This is a genomic window from Niallia sp. FSL K6-0212 (assembly GCF_038007605.1).
Taxonomy (GTDB): domain Bacteria; phylum Bacillota; class Bacilli; order Bacillales; family Cytobacillaceae; genus Niallia; species Niallia circulans.
Map to the genome: position 1 here is coordinate 2,088,873 of NZ_JBBOXL010000001.1, position 17,818 is coordinate 2,106,690.

The 17,818-nt window shown below is 37.6% G+C and carries 19 protein-coding genes; 14 read left to right on the plus strand and 5 right to left on the minus strand.

Going from position 1 to position 17,818, the window contains the following annotated elements:
• Positions 1–199 precede the first annotated feature (199 nt).
• The 5 genes from MHH96_RS09825 (at position 200) to MHH96_RS09845 (ending at position 5,362) form a co-directional block, all read left to right on the plus strand.
• The gene (locus MHH96_RS09825) at positions 200–1,393 is read left to right on the plus strand and encodes a branched-chain amino acid ABC transporter substrate-binding protein (RefSeq protein ID WP_047944650.1); all 1,194 of its coding nucleotides are present in this window, start codon (positions 200–202) and stop codon (positions 1,391–1,393) included.
• 219 nt (positions 1,394–1,612) lie between these two features.
• Complete coding sequence (locus MHH96_RS09830; RefSeq protein WP_047944649.1) at positions 1,613–2,590, plus strand: branched-chain amino acid ABC transporter permease; 978 nt, start codon at positions 1,613–1,615, stop codon at positions 2,588–2,590.
• 9 nt (positions 2,591–2,599) lie between these two features.
• On the plus strand, positions 2,600–3,865 hold the full coding sequence (locus tag MHH96_RS09835; protein ID WP_047944648.1) for a branched-chain amino acid ABC transporter permease: 1,266 nt from the start codon (positions 2,600–2,602) through the stop codon (positions 3,863–3,865).
• Positions 3,862–4,638, plus strand: a complete 777-nt coding sequence (locus tag MHH96_RS09840) for an ABC transporter ATP-binding protein (protein WP_047944647.1) — start codon at positions 3,862–3,864, stop codon at positions 4,636–4,638. The genes MHH96_RS09835 and MHH96_RS09840 overlap by 4 nt, the downstream gene beginning before the upstream one ends.
• 13 nt (positions 4,639–4,651) lie before the next feature.
• Positions 4,652–5,362: an ABC transporter ATP-binding protein gene (locus MHH96_RS09845; RefSeq protein ID WP_047944670.1), complete on the plus strand. Its 711-nt coding sequence runs from the start codon at positions 4,652–4,654 to the stop codon at positions 5,360–5,362.
• A 57-nt stretch (positions 5,363–5,419) separates the two neighbouring features.
• Here MHH96_RS09845 and MHH96_RS09850 read toward each other — a convergent pair whose 3' ends face one another.
• On the minus strand, positions 5,420–6,466 hold the full coding sequence (locus tag MHH96_RS09850; protein WP_061800634.1) for a lactonase family protein: 1,047 nt from the start codon (positions 6,464–6,466) through the stop codon (positions 5,420–5,422).
• Positions 6,467–7,179: 713 nt separating this feature from the next.
• On the opposite strand from MHH96_RS09850, the gene MHH96_RS09855 reads away from it, so the two are divergent.
• On the plus strand, positions 7,180–10,104 hold the full coding sequence (locus MHH96_RS09855) for a lipocalin-like domain-containing protein (protein WP_445668994.1): 2,925 nt from the start codon (positions 7,180–7,182) through the stop codon (positions 10,102–10,104).
• Between the two features lie 354 nt (positions 10,105–10,458).
• On the opposite strand, the gene MHH96_RS09860 is transcribed toward MHH96_RS09855, so the two are convergent.
• A complete protein-coding gene (locus tag MHH96_RS09860) occupies positions 10,459–10,575 on the minus strand; it encodes a YfhE family protein (RefSeq protein WP_082138460.1) in 117 nt (38 codons plus the stop codon).
• Between the two features lie 198 nt (positions 10,576–10,773).
• Here MHH96_RS09860 and recX point away from each other — a divergent pair, with 198 nt between their 5' ends.
• Both recX and MHH96_RS09870 read left to right on the plus strand, forming a co-directional pair.
• Positions 10,774–11,583: a recombination regulator RecX gene (gene recX / locus MHH96_RS09865; RefSeq protein WP_047944928.1), complete on the plus strand. Its 810-nt coding sequence runs from the start codon at positions 10,774–10,776 to the stop codon at positions 11,581–11,583.
• Positions 11,584–11,691: 108 nt separating this feature from the next.
• Positions 11,692–12,012 carry a YfhH family protein gene (locus MHH96_RS09870; protein WP_047944926.1) on the plus strand — a complete coding sequence of 107 codons (321 nt, stop codon included), beginning with the start codon at positions 11,692–11,694 and terminating at the stop codon, positions 12,010–12,012.
• A 60-nt stretch (positions 12,013–12,072) separates the two neighbouring features.
• Here MHH96_RS09870 and MHH96_RS09875 read toward each other — a convergent pair whose 3' ends face one another.
• A complete protein-coding gene (locus MHH96_RS09875) occupies positions 12,073–12,222 on the minus strand; it encodes a small, acid-soluble spore protein K (protein ID WP_047944925.1) in 150 nt (49 codons plus the stop codon).
• Positions 12,223–12,350: 128 nt separating this feature from the next.
• On the opposite strand from MHH96_RS09875, the gene MHH96_RS09880 reads away from it, so the two are divergent.
• Positions 12,351–12,620, plus strand: coding sequence for a YfhJ family protein (locus MHH96_RS09880; RefSeq protein ID WP_047944924.1), 270 nt, complete (start codon positions 12,351–12,353; stop codon positions 12,618–12,620).
• Positions 12,621–12,656: 36 nt separating this feature from the next.
• On the opposite strand, the gene MHH96_RS09885 is transcribed toward MHH96_RS09880, so the two are convergent.
• Positions 12,657–13,637 (minus strand): metal-dependent hydrolase, encoded by a 981-nt coding sequence (locus MHH96_RS09885; RefSeq protein ID WP_047944922.1) that lies wholly within the window; start codon positions 13,635–13,637, stop codon positions 12,657–12,659.
• A gap of 413 nt (positions 13,638–14,050) precedes the next feature.
• Here MHH96_RS09885 and mutY point away from each other — a divergent pair, with 413 nt between their 5' ends.
• A complete protein-coding gene (gene mutY, locus MHH96_RS09890; protein WP_047944920.1) occupies positions 14,051–15,157 on the plus strand; it encodes an A/G-specific adenine glycosylase in 1,107 nt (368 codons plus the stop codon).
• Between the two features lie 20 nt (positions 15,158–15,177).
• On the opposite strand, the gene MHH96_RS09895 is transcribed toward mutY, so the two are convergent.
• Positions 15,178–15,402 carry a hypothetical protein gene (locus tag MHH96_RS09895; RefSeq protein ID WP_047944918.1) on the minus strand — a complete coding sequence of 75 codons (225 nt, stop codon included), beginning with the start codon at positions 15,400–15,402 and terminating at the stop codon, positions 15,178–15,180.
• Positions 15,403–15,520: 118 nt separating this feature from the next.
• Here MHH96_RS09895 and fabL point away from each other — a divergent pair, with 118 nt between their 5' ends.
• The 4 genes from fabL to ntdP all read left to right on the plus strand — a co-directional run bounded on the left by fabL (position 15,521) and on the right by ntdP (position 17,811).
• The gene (fabL, locus tag MHH96_RS09900) at positions 15,521–16,264 is read left to right on the plus strand and encodes an enoyl-[acyl-carrier-protein] reductase FabL (protein ID WP_047944930.1); all 744 of its coding nucleotides are present in this window, start codon (positions 15,521–15,523) and stop codon (positions 16,262–16,264) included.
• A gap of 152 nt (positions 16,265–16,416) precedes the next feature.
• Positions 16,417–16,599, plus strand: a complete 183-nt coding sequence (locus tag MHH96_RS09905) for a gamma-type small acid-soluble spore protein (protein WP_047944917.1) — start codon at positions 16,417–16,419, stop codon at positions 16,597–16,599.
• 232 nt (positions 16,600–16,831) lie between these two features.
• Positions 16,832–17,095, plus strand: coding sequence for a YgaB family protein (locus MHH96_RS09910; protein WP_047944915.1), 264 nt, complete (start codon positions 16,832–16,834; stop codon positions 17,093–17,095).
• Between the two features lie 185 nt (positions 17,096–17,280).
• Positions 17,281–17,811, plus strand: coding sequence for a nucleoside tri-diphosphate phosphatase (gene ntdP / locus MHH96_RS09915; protein WP_047944913.1), 531 nt, complete (start codon positions 17,281–17,283; stop codon positions 17,809–17,811).
• Positions 17,812–17,818: the final 7 nt, after the last annotated feature.

A 17,818-nucleotide genomic window follows, 5' to 3' on the forward strand; every position in this document is an offset into this window, starting at 1 on the left:
ACCAATCATTCCTAATCATTTCGAAGTACGAAGAAAAGCGTCAGAATATATTAACTTTTTAGAAAATATACTGTTAAATTTTCTGACAATATAAAAGACACTTGTCTAGAAGAAGATTATAATCCAAACATGGAACAGGAGCAATTGGGAAAATATCCTGTAGTTTCATAGATAAAAAGACAATGATAGGGGGCATATTATGTTATCCAAAAAAGTACTTTCTTTCGCGATGACTGCAACATTAGCTTTAGGATTTATGAGTGGTTGTGCTTCAAACGCAAACTCGGATTCAGGGGATTCAGGAGACAAAAAAGTAATTAAAATTGTTACACAATCACCACTATCTGGAGGCAGCGCTACATTAGGGGAAGCAATTAAATTAGGAGCGCAGCTGGCTATTGATCAACAAAAGGATAAGTTTGCTGAATTAGGATTCGAACTTAAATTAGATGCACAGGATGATCAGGGAGATCCGAAGAAAGGGGTTGCGAATGCTAACTTAGTGGTTGCGGATAAATCTGTATTAGGGGTAGTCGGTCACTTAAACTCAGGTGTTTCCATTCCAGCATCTGAAGTTTATGAAAAAAATAATCTTGTAAGTGTATCTCCGGCAAGTACAGCCACTGACTATACGGATCGCGGTTTAAAAACAGTGAGCCGTGTTGTTGCTCGCGATGATTTCCAAGGTCCTGCTGGGGCACAATATGCTGTGGAAACTTTAGGGGCAAAGAAAATTTTTGTTGTTCAAGATAAAACAGCTTATGGTTCAGGTCTAGCAGATGCCTTTAAAGAAGCAGCGGAAGATTTAGGAGCTGAAGTTGTTGGTTATGAGGGAATTACCGTTGGTGAAAAAGACTTTAACGGTGTTTTAAACCAAGTAGCCTCTAAAAAACCTGATCTAATCTATTACGGTGGCCTTTATGCAGAAGGGGGAATTTTGGTAAAGCAAGCACGTGAAAAAGGATTAGATATCCCATTCATGGGTGGAGACGGTTTAGACTCATCTACTTTTGTTGAAATCGCAGGAGATGCTGTGAAAAATACCTTCATTACTTCCGTTGCCGGTGATACAACCCAATCAGAAGAAGGAACGAAATTTGCTGAAGATTATAAAGCAGCATTCAGCAAAAACATAGAGTCCTATTCTGCCTATGCATACGACTCTGCAGCAGTTTTATTAGCAGGCATTGAAAAAGCAATTAAAGAGAATGATAACAAATTACCAACTCGTGAAGAGGTTACCAAAGCTGTGCGTGCTACACAAGATTACAAAGGGGTAGTGACAGAAGTTGGATTTGATGAGAAAGGAGATAATAAATTCGCAAAAATCTTTATTTATAAATTTGATGAAGCCAAATATCCAGCTACATTAGATGGAGAAATTAGCCAATAAACGAGTAAATAAAAAGGACATGGATATCAACCGTCCTTTTTATTTGCAAAGAACTAAATGCCGGAAATTAATCTTAGCTATTTAGTAGATAGAAATCAGCATATATGGTGATTTCGTCAATAGAAAGAATCTGTTGAGTAACCGTAGCGGGAAATCTTTCATCTTATGCCGTTAAACTCTATCTACTAAAACCATTAAATCAAAAGTGTGGGGAAGAGAATGCTAACTGAAATTTTACAAACATTACCGCAAGTTTTAATTGATGGATTAACATTAGGAGCAGTGTATGCCGTTATTGCATTGGGGTACACAATGGTTTATGGAATATTAGAATTGATAAATTTTGCTCATGGGGAAATATTTATGTCAGGAGCATTCATTGGCACGGCCATCTTAATTACTTTAACAAGTCTAGGATGGACTTCGATGCTGCCTGCTGTACTTTCCTTAATTGTCATGCTCCTAATTACTAGTCTCATCACAGGTTTTTTAGGAATGGGAATTGAAAGAGTGGCTTATCGTCCACTCCGAAAAGCACCAAAGCTAATTGCTCTTATCTCAGCCATTGGTATCTCCTTTTTACTACAGGATATCGTTCGTTTCATCACAGAATTATTCAAAGGGAATTACATAATTACTTCGCCTAATCTATTTTCTGACAAAATAAATATCGGATCTGTTTTCGGTTCTCATGCTGCAAGTTTTAAAAGCTCGTTTTTAGTTGTTATTATAGTAGCCGTTATTTTGATGGTAGGATTAGATTTTTTTGTTAACAAAACAAAGTGGGGCATGGCGATGAGAGCCGTGGCGCAAGATAGAGACACAGCATCTTTAATGTCTATTAATGTGAACAAGGTTATCTCAGTTACTTTCTTCGTAGGATCTGCTTTAGGCGGCGCCACTGGTGTATTATTTGCTGTTCAATATGGAACAATCGATCCGTACATTGGATTTATACTAGGACTTAAAGCTTTTACTGCCGCAGTTTTAGGCGGAATTGGCAATATACGCGGAGCAATGCTCGGCGGTATGTTAATTGGACTGATTGAAATGTTCACAGCAGCGAATCTGTCGGTTATCACAGGCGGGATTATGGGAGCAGAATATAAAGATGTTGTTGCATTTGCCATATTGATTATCGTCCTTATTTTTAAACCAGAAGGCTTATTTGGCAAAGCCGTAGCAGAGAAAGTGTAGGTGGAAAAGATGGCTAACATGATTAAAACCATCCAAACAAATAAAGTTGCCCAAATTATTCTTTTCTTTGCGTATGTATTGGTGACTACTGCTGCATTGGCTTTCTCGCAAAAATCAGTGATTGCTTTTTTACTATTATTGTTATCGCTATTACTCCTATATTATATGAATCTCGGAAATAAAATGAAGTGGGGAATTGCTTTACTTATCTTAGTGATTGTTCTCCCGGTTTCAGCTAGTCAAGGACCATCCTATCAAGCATATATGGAAGTAGCAACTATGGTAGGGATTTATGTTTGTATGGCTTTAGGGCTGAATATCGTTGTTGGTCTTGCAGGGTTGCTTGATTTAGGATTTGTTGCTTTCTTTGCTGTTGGCGCCTACACATATGGCGTGTTTGCGACAGCACAAGCGAATAACTTCATGCCCTTTGGAACATATCCATTGTCCGGAAATAGCTTTTGGTTTTTTATTATCATTGGTTTATTTGTAGCGGCTCTATTTGGGGTTTTATTAGGGATTCCAGTATTAAGAGTAAAAGGAGATTATTTGGCTATTGTTACATTAGGTTTTGGGGAAATAATCCGGATTGTGTTTAATAACTTAGATAAGCCAGTAAATATCACGAATGGAGCGATGGGGCTGCCAAGTATTCAACAGCCTGAACTATTTGGTATTACTTTGTCACAGCCGAACCAATTCTATTATATTGTGCTAGTTATGTTTATTATTGTAATTTATGCTGTGACTAGAATGGAACATACAAAATTAGGCCGTTCTTGGAAGGCGGTCAGAGAAAATGAGATTGCTGCACAAGCGATGGGAATTCCCCTTGTAAAAACAAAGTTGACGGCATTTGCTATTGGGGCATCGTTTTCCGGAATGATGGGAGTTGTGTTTGCCGCAAAGCAAATGTTTGTGGATCCAACAAGTTTCACTTACTTAGAATCTACGACCATTCTTGTTATGGTCATCCTTGGAGGAATGGGAAGTGTGCCAGGTGTTATTCTGGGAGCGGCAGTTGTAACGATATTAAACTTACAGGTGCTAACCGAATTAACGGGGTGGCTAAGCCAAGTAACCACTATTCCTGATGCCTTATCTCCAGCAAAAATGCAAAGATTTATCTTCGGTGCCCTTTTAATTATTATGACCTTATATCGTCCACAAGGATTAATACCGGCAAAAAATAAAAAGGTTAATGTCAAGAAATTAAAAGAGAGCATAACAGAAAAGCAGGAGTCTACTATATTGCTTAAGGAGGGGCACAAGTGAATATACTCGAAGTGAAAGGATTGACGAAAAAGTTTGGTGGACTTGTTGCGAATTCCAATATTGATATGTCTGTCGAGAGGAATTCTATCACAGCGGTAATAGGACCGAATGGAGCGGGAAAAACGACTTTTTTCAATATGATAACAGGGGTGTATAAACCGACATCTGGGGAAATTCTCCTTGACGGAAAAACAATTGCCGGGCTTAAGCCGCATGTCGTAGCGAAACAAGGAATTTCCAGAACCTTTCAGAATATCCGCCTTTTCAGTGATATTACCGTATTGGAAAATGTCATGGTCGGAATGCATAACCATATCAAAGGCAGCTTGGTTGGGACATTGCTTCAATTGCCAAAGGCTAAACAGGAAGAAGAGAAAGCAATGAAAGAGGCATATCGCCTATTAGAATATGTTGGGCTTGCTGATCTATTAAATGAAGCAGCGGCAAATTTATCATATGGAGCACAACGGAGATTAGAAATTGCTCGGGCTCTAGCTACAAAGCCTAGCGTTTTATTATTAGATGAGCCTGCTGCTGGTATGAACCCGAAGGAAACAAGTCTATTAACCGGTTTAATTCAAGATATGTGTAAGAAATATGATTTGACCATTATTTTAATTGAACATGATATGAAGCTGGTGATGGAAATTTCAAACCATATCATTGTATTGGATCATGGAGAAAAAATTGCAGAAGGTGGTCCGGAAGAGATACGTTCCAATCCGAAAGTAATTGAAGCCTATTTAGGAAAAGGAGCAGTATCACTTGCTTAAAGGGGGAATCAGCATGGAAAAGATACTTGAATTAACGGATATAGAAGCTTGGTATGGAGGAATTCAGGCATTAAAAGGAATTAGTTTACATGTTGATAAAGGAGAGATCGTTACCCTCATTGGAAGTAATGGTGCTGGCAAATCGACAACCCTTAAATCTATTAGCGGCCAGGTTCCAATCAAAAAAGGCAGTATTCTTTTTAATGGAAAAGATATTGCTAATATAGCAGCACATAAGACAGCCGTTTTAGGGATTTCCCAAGTGCCAGAAGGAAGGCGGATTTTTCCTAAGCTATCTGTACGAGAAAATCTATTAATTGGCGCTTTTGCTGTAAAGGATAAACAATTAACGGAAGCAAGAATGCAAAAAGTATTTGAGTATTTTCCGAGATTGAAAGAACGAGTCGAGCAAAAAGGAGGAACAATGAGTGGTGGCGAGCAGCAAATGCTGGCAATAGGGCGAGCGCTTATGATGCAGCCAGAAGTCCTAATGTTGGATGAACCATCCATGGGCCTTGCGCCAATTATTGTCGAACAAATCTTTGAAATTATTAAAGAGCTCAATAACCAAGGAATGACAATTTTATTAGTAGAACAGAATGCCTTCCAAGCATTGCAAATTGCCAGTAGAGGGTATGTCATTCAAACAGGAGAAATTGTATTAGAAGGAACAGGAGCAGAGTTGATTACCAATAAACAAGTGCAGGAAGCTTACTTAGCTTAAGGACAGAGAAAAAGGAGAAGGCTTTTTACGAGACCATTCTCCTTTTTTATGATTGAATTAATTATTTAAGAATTTTACACATACTGGTTCTGGTGCTTCTATCTCTGATTGCAATAAAGTTAGTTTTCCAGTAACTGTATCTCTTTCAAATAAAGTAAGGGTATCCGATTGTTCATTGGATGCAAGCAAAAATTGTTCTGTTGGATCTAGAACGAAATCTCTTGGCCAGTTTCCTTCTGTTGAAGTTCTGTCAATAAAGGTTAATTGACCAGTTTCCCCATTTACTTGGAAAATCGCAATTGAATTATGGCCGCGATTTCCTGCATAAACATAGTTTCCGTCTGAAGAAAGATGGATAGCACTTCCTTGGCTATTTTCCGTAAAATCAATCGGTAGTGTAGAAATGTATTGTAATTCCTCAAATGCTCCAGTTTCAGCGTTAAAAGATAATGCAATGACTTCATTGCTTAATTCTGTCATGACATAAGCAAATTTGCCATTAGGATGGAAGGCGATATGTCTTGGACCACTTCCAGGTTTAACGGATAAACTGCTAACTTCTTCTAGCTTTCCATCAACAAGCTTGTACGTATCTACTCGGTCTGTTCCTAAATCAACAGAAACAGCATATTGATCATTAGGACTGAATCCAGCAAAATGCATATGAGGTTTTTCTTGGCGAGCTGGATTTGGGCCTGTCCCTGTATGCTCGATGATAGATGCAGCACTGTTTAATGAGCCATCTGTATGTACCGGATAGGATTCGGCAGTTCCTTTATGATAGTTTGCAGAAAGAACAAGCGTTTTGTCTGCATTTACACTTACATGGCAAGGAGATGCTCCTTCCGAATATTCGCTGTTAATAAGGGCAAGACTGCCATCTGAATGAATAGAGTAAGCAGAAACACCACCTAAAGAGCCTTCTTTACCGACAGCGAATAAATGCTGATTATCGTTTGTAACCGTTAAATAGGTAGGGTTTTCAATTTCAGCCACTAGAGAAACATCTGTGATTTTTTTCGCTTCTGTGTCTAATACAAATGAATAAATACCTTTACTAGTCTTTTTTGTATATGTGCCAATGTAGCCAGTGAATTTTGTCATAAACAGATCTCCTTTAACATTTTTACAAAATTAATACTATTTATTAATTATAGCACGAGCCTAATCAAAACGTACAAATTAGAGTCTGTCTATTTAAATAAAAGTATTAGTTAGTTCTATTTTCCCGAAATTGCTAACTTGAAACAAGAGGGAATTTTCAGCTGTTTGAAAGGGAGCGCTTGTAAGAATGGATGCGTTTTTTGAATCTTTCATGGGATGATAGGAATAAAACAACCTTGTTTTTCCAAATGGCAGAGGAAATATAGTACTGCTACCGGTGAGGGTGTTATCTACATAAAATCAAACGAATATATAATTAATGAATATATTAATTAAATAAAGATAAAAAACATTTATTGTTTATTTTTGTAATCTAAAATAGTATTTATTAAGGGACATAAACATAGGATAGTAAGTAGATTAGTTTTGATAATTATATGAATATTACCATGAAATATGGTTTTTTTATTGTTTAAGGATTGGGAATATAGTAAGCTAATGGGGAGTAGGGTAAGATAGAAGTTAAGAAAGGGGTGGAAATATAGTTAATGTAAAAGTTAATCTTAATTAATTGATTAAATATTAGTATCATCGAAAGGCATCCATATTGTACCCCATTTTACATAAAAAATCTGAACGTTCACTTTGGTTCTGTACATCACAAGACTTCCTATCAAAAAATGTAGATAAGATGGGATTTATTATGGATAGAAATGTATGCGTTTACAAACGAAAGCAGTGAAGGGGAGAATGAAACGGTGAAGTGTGTTATAAAAAAAGGGTTATTTTTTTTGTTGGTCATAATCGTACTATTTCCATGGCCTTATGAAAAGGAGAAACAGGTAAAGGCAGAAGGCTCTCAAACTGATTCAATCGAATTTCAGCATGTTTCCGTTCACGACCCGTCCATCATTAAAGGGAATAATGGCTCTTATTATGTTTTTGGATCACATATAGCAGCAGCCAAATCAACGGACTTAATGAATTGGACTTCTCTGGTGACAAGTGAATATCAAACGCCAGAAAATAATCCAATCTATGGGAATTTGTCTGAAAATCTTGCAGAGTCTTTTAAATGGGCAGGGGAAAATGATGCAGATAGCACTGGGGGTTATTCTGTATGGGCTCCTGATATTTTTTGGAATAAAGATTATGCTTGGGATGATGGTTCAAAGGGAGCTTATATGTTGTATTATAGTGTATCTTCTACCTATATTCGTTCAGCGATAGGCATTGCTGTATCGAAGAATATAGAGGGGCCTTATGATTATAGGGATACTATTATATATTCTGGTTTTACCAATTTTGAAACGACTGATAATAAGAGTGTGATTAATAAACATTGGGAAAATACGAATATCGCAGATTTGATTGCAGACGGTACTTTAGATAATGTAAATCCAGATTGGTTTACAAGTGAGGGAAATTATAATAACGCCCTTTATACGAATGCGATTGATGCAAATATTCTCTATGATGAGAATGGAGATTTATGGATGACATATGGTTCCTGGTCAGGTGGAACGTTTATTTTGCCGCTAGATAAGAAAACTGGTGTACCCATTTATCCTGGAAAGGATGGAAAAACCTCGGATGGCAGAATAGTTGATCGATATTTCGGTACGAAGATTGCTGGGGGATATGGAAGATCTGGGGAAGGAACATATGCTGTTTACGATAAGGAAACAGGGTATTACTATCTTTACATTACGTACGGTGGATTAGCTTCTGACGGTGGTTATCAAATGAGGCAGTTTAGATCAAAAAAGATTGATGGCCCGTATGAAGACGCCGCTGGTAATGCTGCTGTTTTTCCAGAAAGCTTTAATTTAGGGACAGGGAATTTCCCGAGCAATGATGATCATAAAGAAATTGGGAATAAAATGATGGGGAATTTCTTGTTTAAAAGAGATCTTGGAGAAGAGGGCAGTGGGATAGGAACAGGATATATGTCACCAGGACATAATTCTTATTTGATAGACGAAGAACTTGGTAAAGAGTTTATTGTGACACATGCTCGATTCCCTCAGCAAGGAGAACTGCATCAAGTGCGTGTCCATCAAACCTTTAAAAACAAGGAGAAATGGCCAGTGCCAACTCCATTTCAATATGCGGGTGAAACAATAGAGACTGTGTCTGAGAAAGATATTGTTGGTGATTATAAGTATATCAATCACGGCAAAGAGATTACGGGGAAATTAACAGAATCGCAATGGATTAAATTAAATGCAGATAAGACAGTTTCCGGTGCTGTAAGTGGGACATGGAAGCTATACGATGATTACAGAGTCGAAGTTGAGATAGAAGGACAAATATATGATGGCGTATTTATTCGTCAATATGATCCTGCAGCCGCGAAATGGGTGATGACCTTTAGTGCTATGTCTGGTGAGGGAGTCGTAATTTGGGGAAGTCGTGTGGATAGTAAATCAAACCAAGAAGTGGTTGCAAGTGTGAAAGCGGAACTAATTAAGGCCATTCCGACCGAGGCAATCAAGGATATCTCCTTGCCAACTCAAGCAGCGCAAGGTACAGCCATTGTCTGGGAATCTTCACAGCCAGAAATCATTTCCAATGATGGGATTGTAACAAGACCGCCATTTGGTTCTGAAAATGCTGATGTAAAATTAACAGCAACTATTACTTTAGGGGATGCGAAAGAAACATTGTCTGTAATGGTTCATGTATTAGCAGAAGAGGAAGGGAGATTAACTGCCTATTATGACTTTAATGATGGGTTTGCAGATCGATCTGGTAATCAAGCCGATGCAATAGTAACAGGTGATCGCATTCACAATACAGGCGGGGAAGTTACGTTTGCAAAGGGTATTGCAGGGAATGCTGCTAAATTTAACGGAGAATCTGGACTTAAATTGGCAGATGGTTTAATTGCAAGTAATAAGTATTCCATATCACTTTGGATGAAACCGGAAGAAATCACGGAATTTACAACGACTTTCTTCGGTGCGAGAACAGAGAATAATTGGATTAGTCTTGTGCCGAATGCACAGAATGTGACAAAGGTATGGTCCCATAATAGTGACCAATGGTATGATGCGGTATCTGACTCTATAATCCCAAAAAATGAATGGACACATTTCGGATTTACGGTAAATGAAGGAGAAGCAAAGGTTTACATTAATGGAGAGGAAAAATTTTCTGATGGGAATTTTCCAGATGTCTTTACAACCGTTAATGCCCAATTTAGTTTAGGTGTAAACTATTGGGACATGCCCTTTAAAGGTTTAATGGATGAAGTACGCGTATATGATGGAATTGTTCTTACAGAAACCGAAATGCAATCACTTTTTGAAAATCCAGGAGCAGAAGAGCCAGGAGCAGAAGAGCCGGGAGCAGAAGAGCCGGGAGCAGAAGAGCCAGGAGCAGAAGAACCGGGAGCAGAAGAACCGGGAGCAGAAGAGCCAGGAGCAGAAGAACCGGGAGCAGAAGAGCCAGGAGCAGAAGAACCGGGAACAGATAAGCCAAGTGCAGAAAATCCGAAGACTGACAACACAGGGAAAACATTACCGAACACTGCAACAAACGAATATAATTGGATAATCGGAGGATTATTCCTGTTGGTAGCGGGCTTAAGTATATCCTTGGTTATACGAAAACGGGCCATAAAAGCGGAATAAATCATGATGGACCACTTAATTTCTGCAGTGATTAAGTGGTTCTTCGTTTTTAGAATGGTAGATGGGGAAATAAAATACTCTTTCAGCATTATTTCTAGTGAAAAAGTTAAACAAATTAGCCACAAGAGATGGAAGCTTGTTGATGGTTTTTTCAGAAAATAATCACAATAGTGATTGTGGAAAAATGGAGAGGTTATCAACTTAATTACTAACAAGGTAAATGGCGGAAATTAAAGTATTCCACAGGGTTATCCACATTATCAACAGAATTAGGTTTTGGTTATCCACAAAAATGTAAGGGTTTTAAAAAGGGGGAGGAAGAGAATGATGTAAGCCATCTCTTCCTCTAAACGTTTATTTAGTATCTTTTCTATTAGCTGCTCGATCAGCCATTTTAAATTCATGTTGATAGGTTACGGCTTGCATACTAGATAGTGTGTGCTTTGGTTTTTGCTTTTTCTTCCCTTCCATATCACAACAATCCTTTCCATTTTTTCTACTATGTTCTTTATTCTTCCCTAGTTATATAAATTAGATTCAAAATGCGAAGGTAAATTAGTTGAGAGGCAAAAGTATGCCTTTCCACCTTTTATGTGCTACATTTGAAATAGATAAAGTTCGCATGGGATGATTTAGAGAAGGCGAAAAATAGATAACGTGGTGATTGGAATGATTATAAGCAAAATAACAAGACAGAAGGAATTGAATGACCGTTATAATATTTTTACCCTGAAGCAGGGAAAAGATGTGTATGCATTTAGCGTAGATGAAACAGTTCTAATTAAATATAAGCTGCGAAAAGGGATGGAGCTGGATTCGCTCTTATTAAATGAAATCCAATATACAGACGAAATAAGAAAAGGATATCATATGGCCGTTCGGTATTTGTCTAAGGTAAAAAGAACGGAAATGGAAGTAAGGAAGCATCTCTCCGCTAAAATGGAAAATGATGCATTGGTTGCAGAGGTAATGACAAAGTTAAAGGAAATGAAATTCATCGATGATGAGGATTACGCTTTTTCCTATGTTCGCACTCAACGGAATACGACAACCAAAGGAGCAGAAACGATTAAACGAGAATTAAGGGAAAAAGGGATCCAGCGGGAATTAATCGAACGTTCAATGGAGGAGCTTTCCTATGAGGATCAAATGCAAGCAGCGAAGAAAATTGTTGCAAAATTTTTGGCTGGCAAGAAAAAGGATTCTAAGAAGATTATCATCCAGAAATTAGAGCAGACTCTTGTTAGAAAGGGATATACCTCTGATATTATCCAACAAGTAAAAAGGATGCCGGAGATTGTGGAAATGGATACAGATGAATTAGAAACCGTTCGTATCCATGGGGAGAAGGCAAGAAGAAAATTTGCCAAGTTCACTGGATATGAATTCAAGCAAAAAATGAAGCAGTTCTTATACCGTAAAGGATTCTCTATGGATCTTATCGAACAGTATTTAGACGAAATAGAAAATGAAGACTAATTAGTTATCGGCGTAGTGTTAACAACAAACTTCAGTAGAAATGAAAGCTGATTTTTTGCCGATTCTGAGGATTTTTATTAAACTAGTTGGTAGTGGAGGGGAATATAAATGCTGACAAAAAGATATAGCATGATGACAGAACACGAGCTCCGTATGGAAATATCCACTTTAAATGATCAAGCAAAAAAAGCAGAGCAGCTTGGTATGGTTAATGAATATGCTGTTTTAGAAAGAAAAGCAGTTCTTGCCAAATCGTATTTATTAAATCCTAAAGATTATAAAGCTAATGAAATATATGAAATAGAAGGCGATCCAGGAGTTCTTTTTCAAATCGATTATATGAATGGCGTTTTTGCGTGGGGAAAGCGACAAGTAGATGGAAGCCAAGAAGAGGGGATTCCAATCGCATTATTAAAGAAGAAAGCATAAGGAAAAGAGTGGAGGGACCAAAAGTGGTCTCTCCCTCTTTCCTGCAGAATAAAAATCTGCTTATTTTTTTGGTTTGCGATGTGAGGAAGCATGCATTCTCTCTTGAGGATGTGTATTGATTGTGCCATTGGCTCTTTTCGAAGCGTATTCTGTTTTTGCTCTCGGTTCTCCCTCAAGCTTAACATCATTTGTATTATCTACATTTCCCATCGTCATACCTCCAAAGAATCAACTAAGTCAAAGGTAATAAACTTCAACTTTGTTTATTACAATGGATAGTATTTGTTAATTACCAGCAATCTATTAGTAAAAACAAAAAAGAAAGAAGGAATGAAATAATGCATGAAGCACAGAAGAAATTAGTGGAGCGGCTATTGGAGCTTAATTCGTTTATTTCAGTTGGCCAAGCACAAACATGGGTGGAATTATTATGGGAGGATTTTGAGGCAACCTATGCTAAAGCGGGTCGTAAATATCAGGGAGAAGAAGTAACGGAACGAGTTGTTAGTCAGTGGATTGAGAACTACGGGGGAAAGCTTCATGAATTTGTAGCTGAAAACCCAAAATATAAAGAATTCCTTGCAGATGATAAAAAGAAATTGCATTAAAAAGAGGTCGACTTTAAAAGTCGACCATTTTTCATGCTAATTGGTTAAGATATCGAGTTTCTTTTTCAGCTTATCTTCACTAAAGATCCAGCCTGTGTAGGAAGTGATGATATTCAAGTTTAGATCGAGATGAACAACGGCGACAAATGGATAGTGCCCGTTGCTTCGGTAGCGTAAATCAATGAAGCGGACTTGGTATTGGTCATCCAGCTCGATAACTTCCCACCTAAATACAGGAGAGAAGGATAGGAAAGCAGATAGGTTCTTATCTTTTTGAGCTGCGGTTAGGACTGGTGTATCTGGAACAGGAATACGATGGAACTTATCATAGATTTCAATTTCGTGCTGATGGGACCTGCCGACATAGAAGGAGTCGTCGGTCATCACAGCGATACGCCAATGGTTATATCTCATGGTTGGCGATAAAATGATTTCCTTTGCATCTGGAATTCTTTTTTTCACATTTATTTTTACCTGCCGTTGTGTAAATACCCGCAGAAGGTAATAGCCAATCAGTACGATATATAAAGTTAAAAAGGTATATCCAGGATCTGATCCAAATACCCAAAATAAGATTGCTACAATATGCATGGAGAAAATGATGGGATCAAATGTATTAATAATCCCCAATGCGACCCATTTATTTGTAAAAGGACGTAGAGCCTGTGTTCCATAGGCATTAAATATATCGACAAATACATGCAGGAAAACAGCTATAAACGTCCAAAGCCATAAATGAAACAAATTTGCTTCTGGGAAAAGCGGGTACATGACAGCAAGTATAAGTAGGGGCCACAAAAGTACTGCTGGGATGGAGTGTGTCACTCCACGATGGTTGCGTATATAAACAGCATTATTTCTTAATTTTAATACTGTATCGATATCTGGTATTTGTGAGCCGATGATAGTGGCGATTATTACACCAGTTGTTGTTGCAGGATCAGAAGCAACAACTGGGTCTAACGTGGCTAACCCGCCAAGCGCAATCCCCATAACAATATGTGTTCCTGTATCCAAAATACCAAACCTCCCTGATTTTCTCTCCGAATTATTTGGATGAAAACACCATAATTACAATAAAAATATCCTTTTCTTTTTTCTTAACAAAAGATACACTACAAACAGTTAACATATTCGCATAATGAAAAATACGGATAATGTTATTAAATAATAAATAAAGTTGGCAAACAATCGGACAAACGCGTAATTTTATCAAAAAATAGCTCTTCTATTTAAAATGAGGCAAATTTACATATTTATACTTATTATTGTTATCAAACTTGGCTATTGGTAAGAACGTGAATCATTTTGTGCTACTTTCATTCTATCCCATTCCATCCTATGATGTACACCATGTCCAATAGTAGTAAAAGAAATCTATATATTGTTATTCCCAAAAAAAATTAATAATTAACATCTGGAGGTTAATCGTGACAGATAGGCAAGAAATAATCAAAAATCAAGTAGATGTCGAGCGGTTTAGAGAAGATTTATTAAATTGGTTTACAGAGGAACAAAGGGAACTGCCATGGAGACAAGATCAAGATCCCTACAAAGTATGGGTATCTGAAATCATGCTTCAGCAAACAAAGGTAGATACGGTTATCCCTTATTTTAATCGATTCATTTCTCAATTTCCAACCATTGAGGCGTTGTCAGAGGCAGAAGAAGAAAAAGTACTGAAGGCCTGGGAAGGATTAGGTTATTATTCAAGAGCGCGTAATTTACATGCTGCTGTTAAGGAAGTGCATGAAAAGTACGGGGGCAAAGTGCCAGATACTCCGAAAGAAATTGCGTCCTTAAAAGGAGTAGGACCTTATACAGCCGGTGCAATTTTAAGTATAGCATATGGAGTTCCAGAACCTGCTGTTGATGGAAATGTAATGAGAGTTTTATCGAGGATTCTCTCGATTTGGGAAGATATTGCAAAACCCAAAACAAGAAAGACATTTGAAGAAGCAGTACGTGTGCTGATCTCGCATGAGAATCCGTCCTTTTTCAATCAAGCGCTTATGGAGCTCGGTGCCTTAATTTGTACACCAACTTCTCCTTCGTGCCTGCTTTGTCCAGTAAGAGAGCATTGTCATGCCTTTGAGGATGGGACTGTTACAGAGCTTCCTGTAAAGACAAAAACGAAGAAACAAAAGTCAATCCAGCTTGCGGCAGTCGTTTTAACAGATGAAGAGGGACGAACATTGATCCATAAACGGCCAAATACAGGATTGCTGGCAAATTTATGGGAATTTCCTAATATGGAAATTGTTCAAGTGTTAAAGAGCGAGAAAGCACAGCTTGAGGAGAAACTGTTAGAAGACTATCAGGCTAAAGTAGAAGTTGGCGAAATGATTACTAGGATTGAACATGTTTTTTCACATTTAATCTGGAACATCAATGTATATAGCGGAAAGTTAATAGCATTAAAAGAGGAAAAGGAAGATATCAGAAGAGTAAATGCGGATGAAATTGCACCATTCCCATTCCCAGTATCTCATCAGAAGATGCTGAAATTTTTACCAGAGCAAGTGAAGAAAGGGTGACCATTTGTGGTCATCCCCTATTACTCATAGCTTACTTCTGTCCCATGTGTATAATCAGCTTCGTTTCTTTTTAACCCGCCTCTGTTTTCCATTTCCTCTATGATGCTGCGGTGAATACTGACACCTTCGCTATTGAGATAAGGCGTCATTTGCTGCAGGGAGTGATGAAAGTAGGCAAGTTCATTATCTTTCCAATCTGATTTAGCGATAAGGGCTAATTCGGTCATATCTCTGCCAACATACATGTGTTATACCTTCCTTTACTTTTCCCGTATTCTCCTCTATTGTGTGGATGTTGATTGCGAAGTATGCATGAATAGAGGTAAAATGAGAAGTAAATGGATGGGAAAGGAATTAATAAGAATGACAAACAAAGTAGCATTAATTACAGGAAGCAGTAGAGGAATCGGAAAGGCAACAGCCATTCGCTTAGCCAAAGAAGGCTATGATATTGTTATCAACTATGCAAGAAGCAAAAAAGCAGCACAAGAAACTGCTGACGAGATTACGGCGCTTGGCAGAAAAGTGCTTCTAGTAAAAGCGAATGTTGGAGATGTAGACAAAATAAAGGCGATGTTTGCAGAAGTAAAAGCAGAGTTTGGGCGCTTAGATGTATTTATTAACAACGCAGCATCTGGGGTATTACGACCAATTATGGAGTTAGAAGAATCTCACTGGAATTGGACAATGAATATTAATAGTAAAGCCTTATTATTCTGTGCGCAAGAAGCAGCGAAGCTAATGGATAAAGGCGGAAAAATCGTTAGCATCAGCTCGCTGGGAGCGATTCGCTATTTAGAAAACTATACAACAGTTGGAGTGAGTAAAGCTGCTGTAGAGGCCTTAACTAGATATTTAGCGGTAGAATTAGCACCGAAAAATATTGTAGTAAATGCTGTTTCCGGTGGAGCAGTTGATACCGAGGCATTAACACATTTTCCAAATAGAGAAGAATTGCTTCAAGCGGCAGCGGAAAAAACACCGGCTGGCAGAATGGTCGAAATGGAAGATCTCGTCAATACCGTCATGTTCTTAGTAAGCGATGATGCAAGCATGATAAGAGGACAAACGATTATTGTGGATGGCGGTATTTCGTTGCTAGTATAAGCGGGCCGGGCGGTTTGGTTTGTGGAAAAAAGGAGATTTCCTATAAAGGAGAACTCCTTTTTTTTCTATCGATATGGATTTTATTGGTAATAAAAAACTTTGGATAGAAACGAAGTGTCTGGGACAAATTAATAGGCGTGGAGGTGATATTCATGGCTAAAAAAGCTGGTGCTACACAAAGTGGAACTAACATTCAAGAAGTAAAACAACAAAACGCTCAAGCAGGCCAAGGTCAACAATTTGGTACTGAATTTGCAAGCGAAACAAACGCTTCAGAAGTAAGAAAGCAAAATCAACAAGCTGAATCTAGAAAATCTCAAAACACAAGCAAATAATGCAAACAAAGGGCACTTCACTTACGGGAGAGTGCCCTTTGCTTTTGTTATCGAAACTTTTTATGTTCGACAAAACTTCTTCTTTGTCTACAGAAGTAGTCAAAGGAATTAACATACATACGAAGAAATAGTAAAAGGTAGAGTTAATAGAAAAAGGGCCGTTCCCTTTTTATAAGTTGAAACATATAAATCAATACAGTACCTAAAAATGAAGAGTAGGATGTGTTTTTTCATGGATGTATTTAATGGTTTAGTTGGAGAGCAAATGCGAATTATGGAAAAACTGCTATATTTACAAGGAGAATTAGAAAGGTGTGAAGAGATAGAAGCACAACTACTAATTCTCCAAAAAGAAACGGAACTAAAAGAAGTGCAAATAGAAATCAGCAATATGAAGGAAGAGCTAAAGAAAATACAAAAAATCTTTGAATTACAAACAGAAAAAGTTATTAAAGTCTACCAAGAAAATGAACTAAAACTATCATCTAGTTCATAAAAATATGGAATATTTAAAACCATTGTGTAATTTCAATGGTTCTTTTGTTTTAAATTTACTAGAGAACCGTTATAATAAGAAAAAAGAGGAATCGTACTTTGTTGCCTTAAAGGAAATAATGAATCGCTTTTAGTATGTAACAGGTTACAAAGCGTCCGTAAATAGAAAGTAGGGGAGAAATAAAAATGGGCGTACCTATCGAGGGTGAACCAATACAAATTCACAGTTATAAGCATAATGGGCACATCCATCGAATCTGGGACGAAACAACAATACTTAAAGGGACGCAGAACTTAATTATAGGTGGCAATGATCGTACAATTGTTACGGAATCAGATGGAAGAACGTGGGTAACACGTGAACCGGCAATCTGTTATTTTCATTCCCAACAATGGTTTAATGTCATTGGCATGCTTAGAGAAGATGGCATTCATTATTATTGCAACCTAAGCTCACCGTTTATTTACGATGGAGAGGCACTTAAGTATATTGATTATGATTTGGACATCAAAATCTTTCCGGATATGACATTCAATTTACTAGATGAAGATGAGTATGAACGTCACCGCCAAGAAATGAAATATCCAGAGGTCATTGATCGTATTTTGAAGACGCAAGTAACGCAATTAATACATTGGATAAGACAAAGAAAAGGTCCCTTTGCACCAGATTTTGTTGATTTGTGGTATGAAAGATACTTAACGTACAGAAGTTAATATGGAT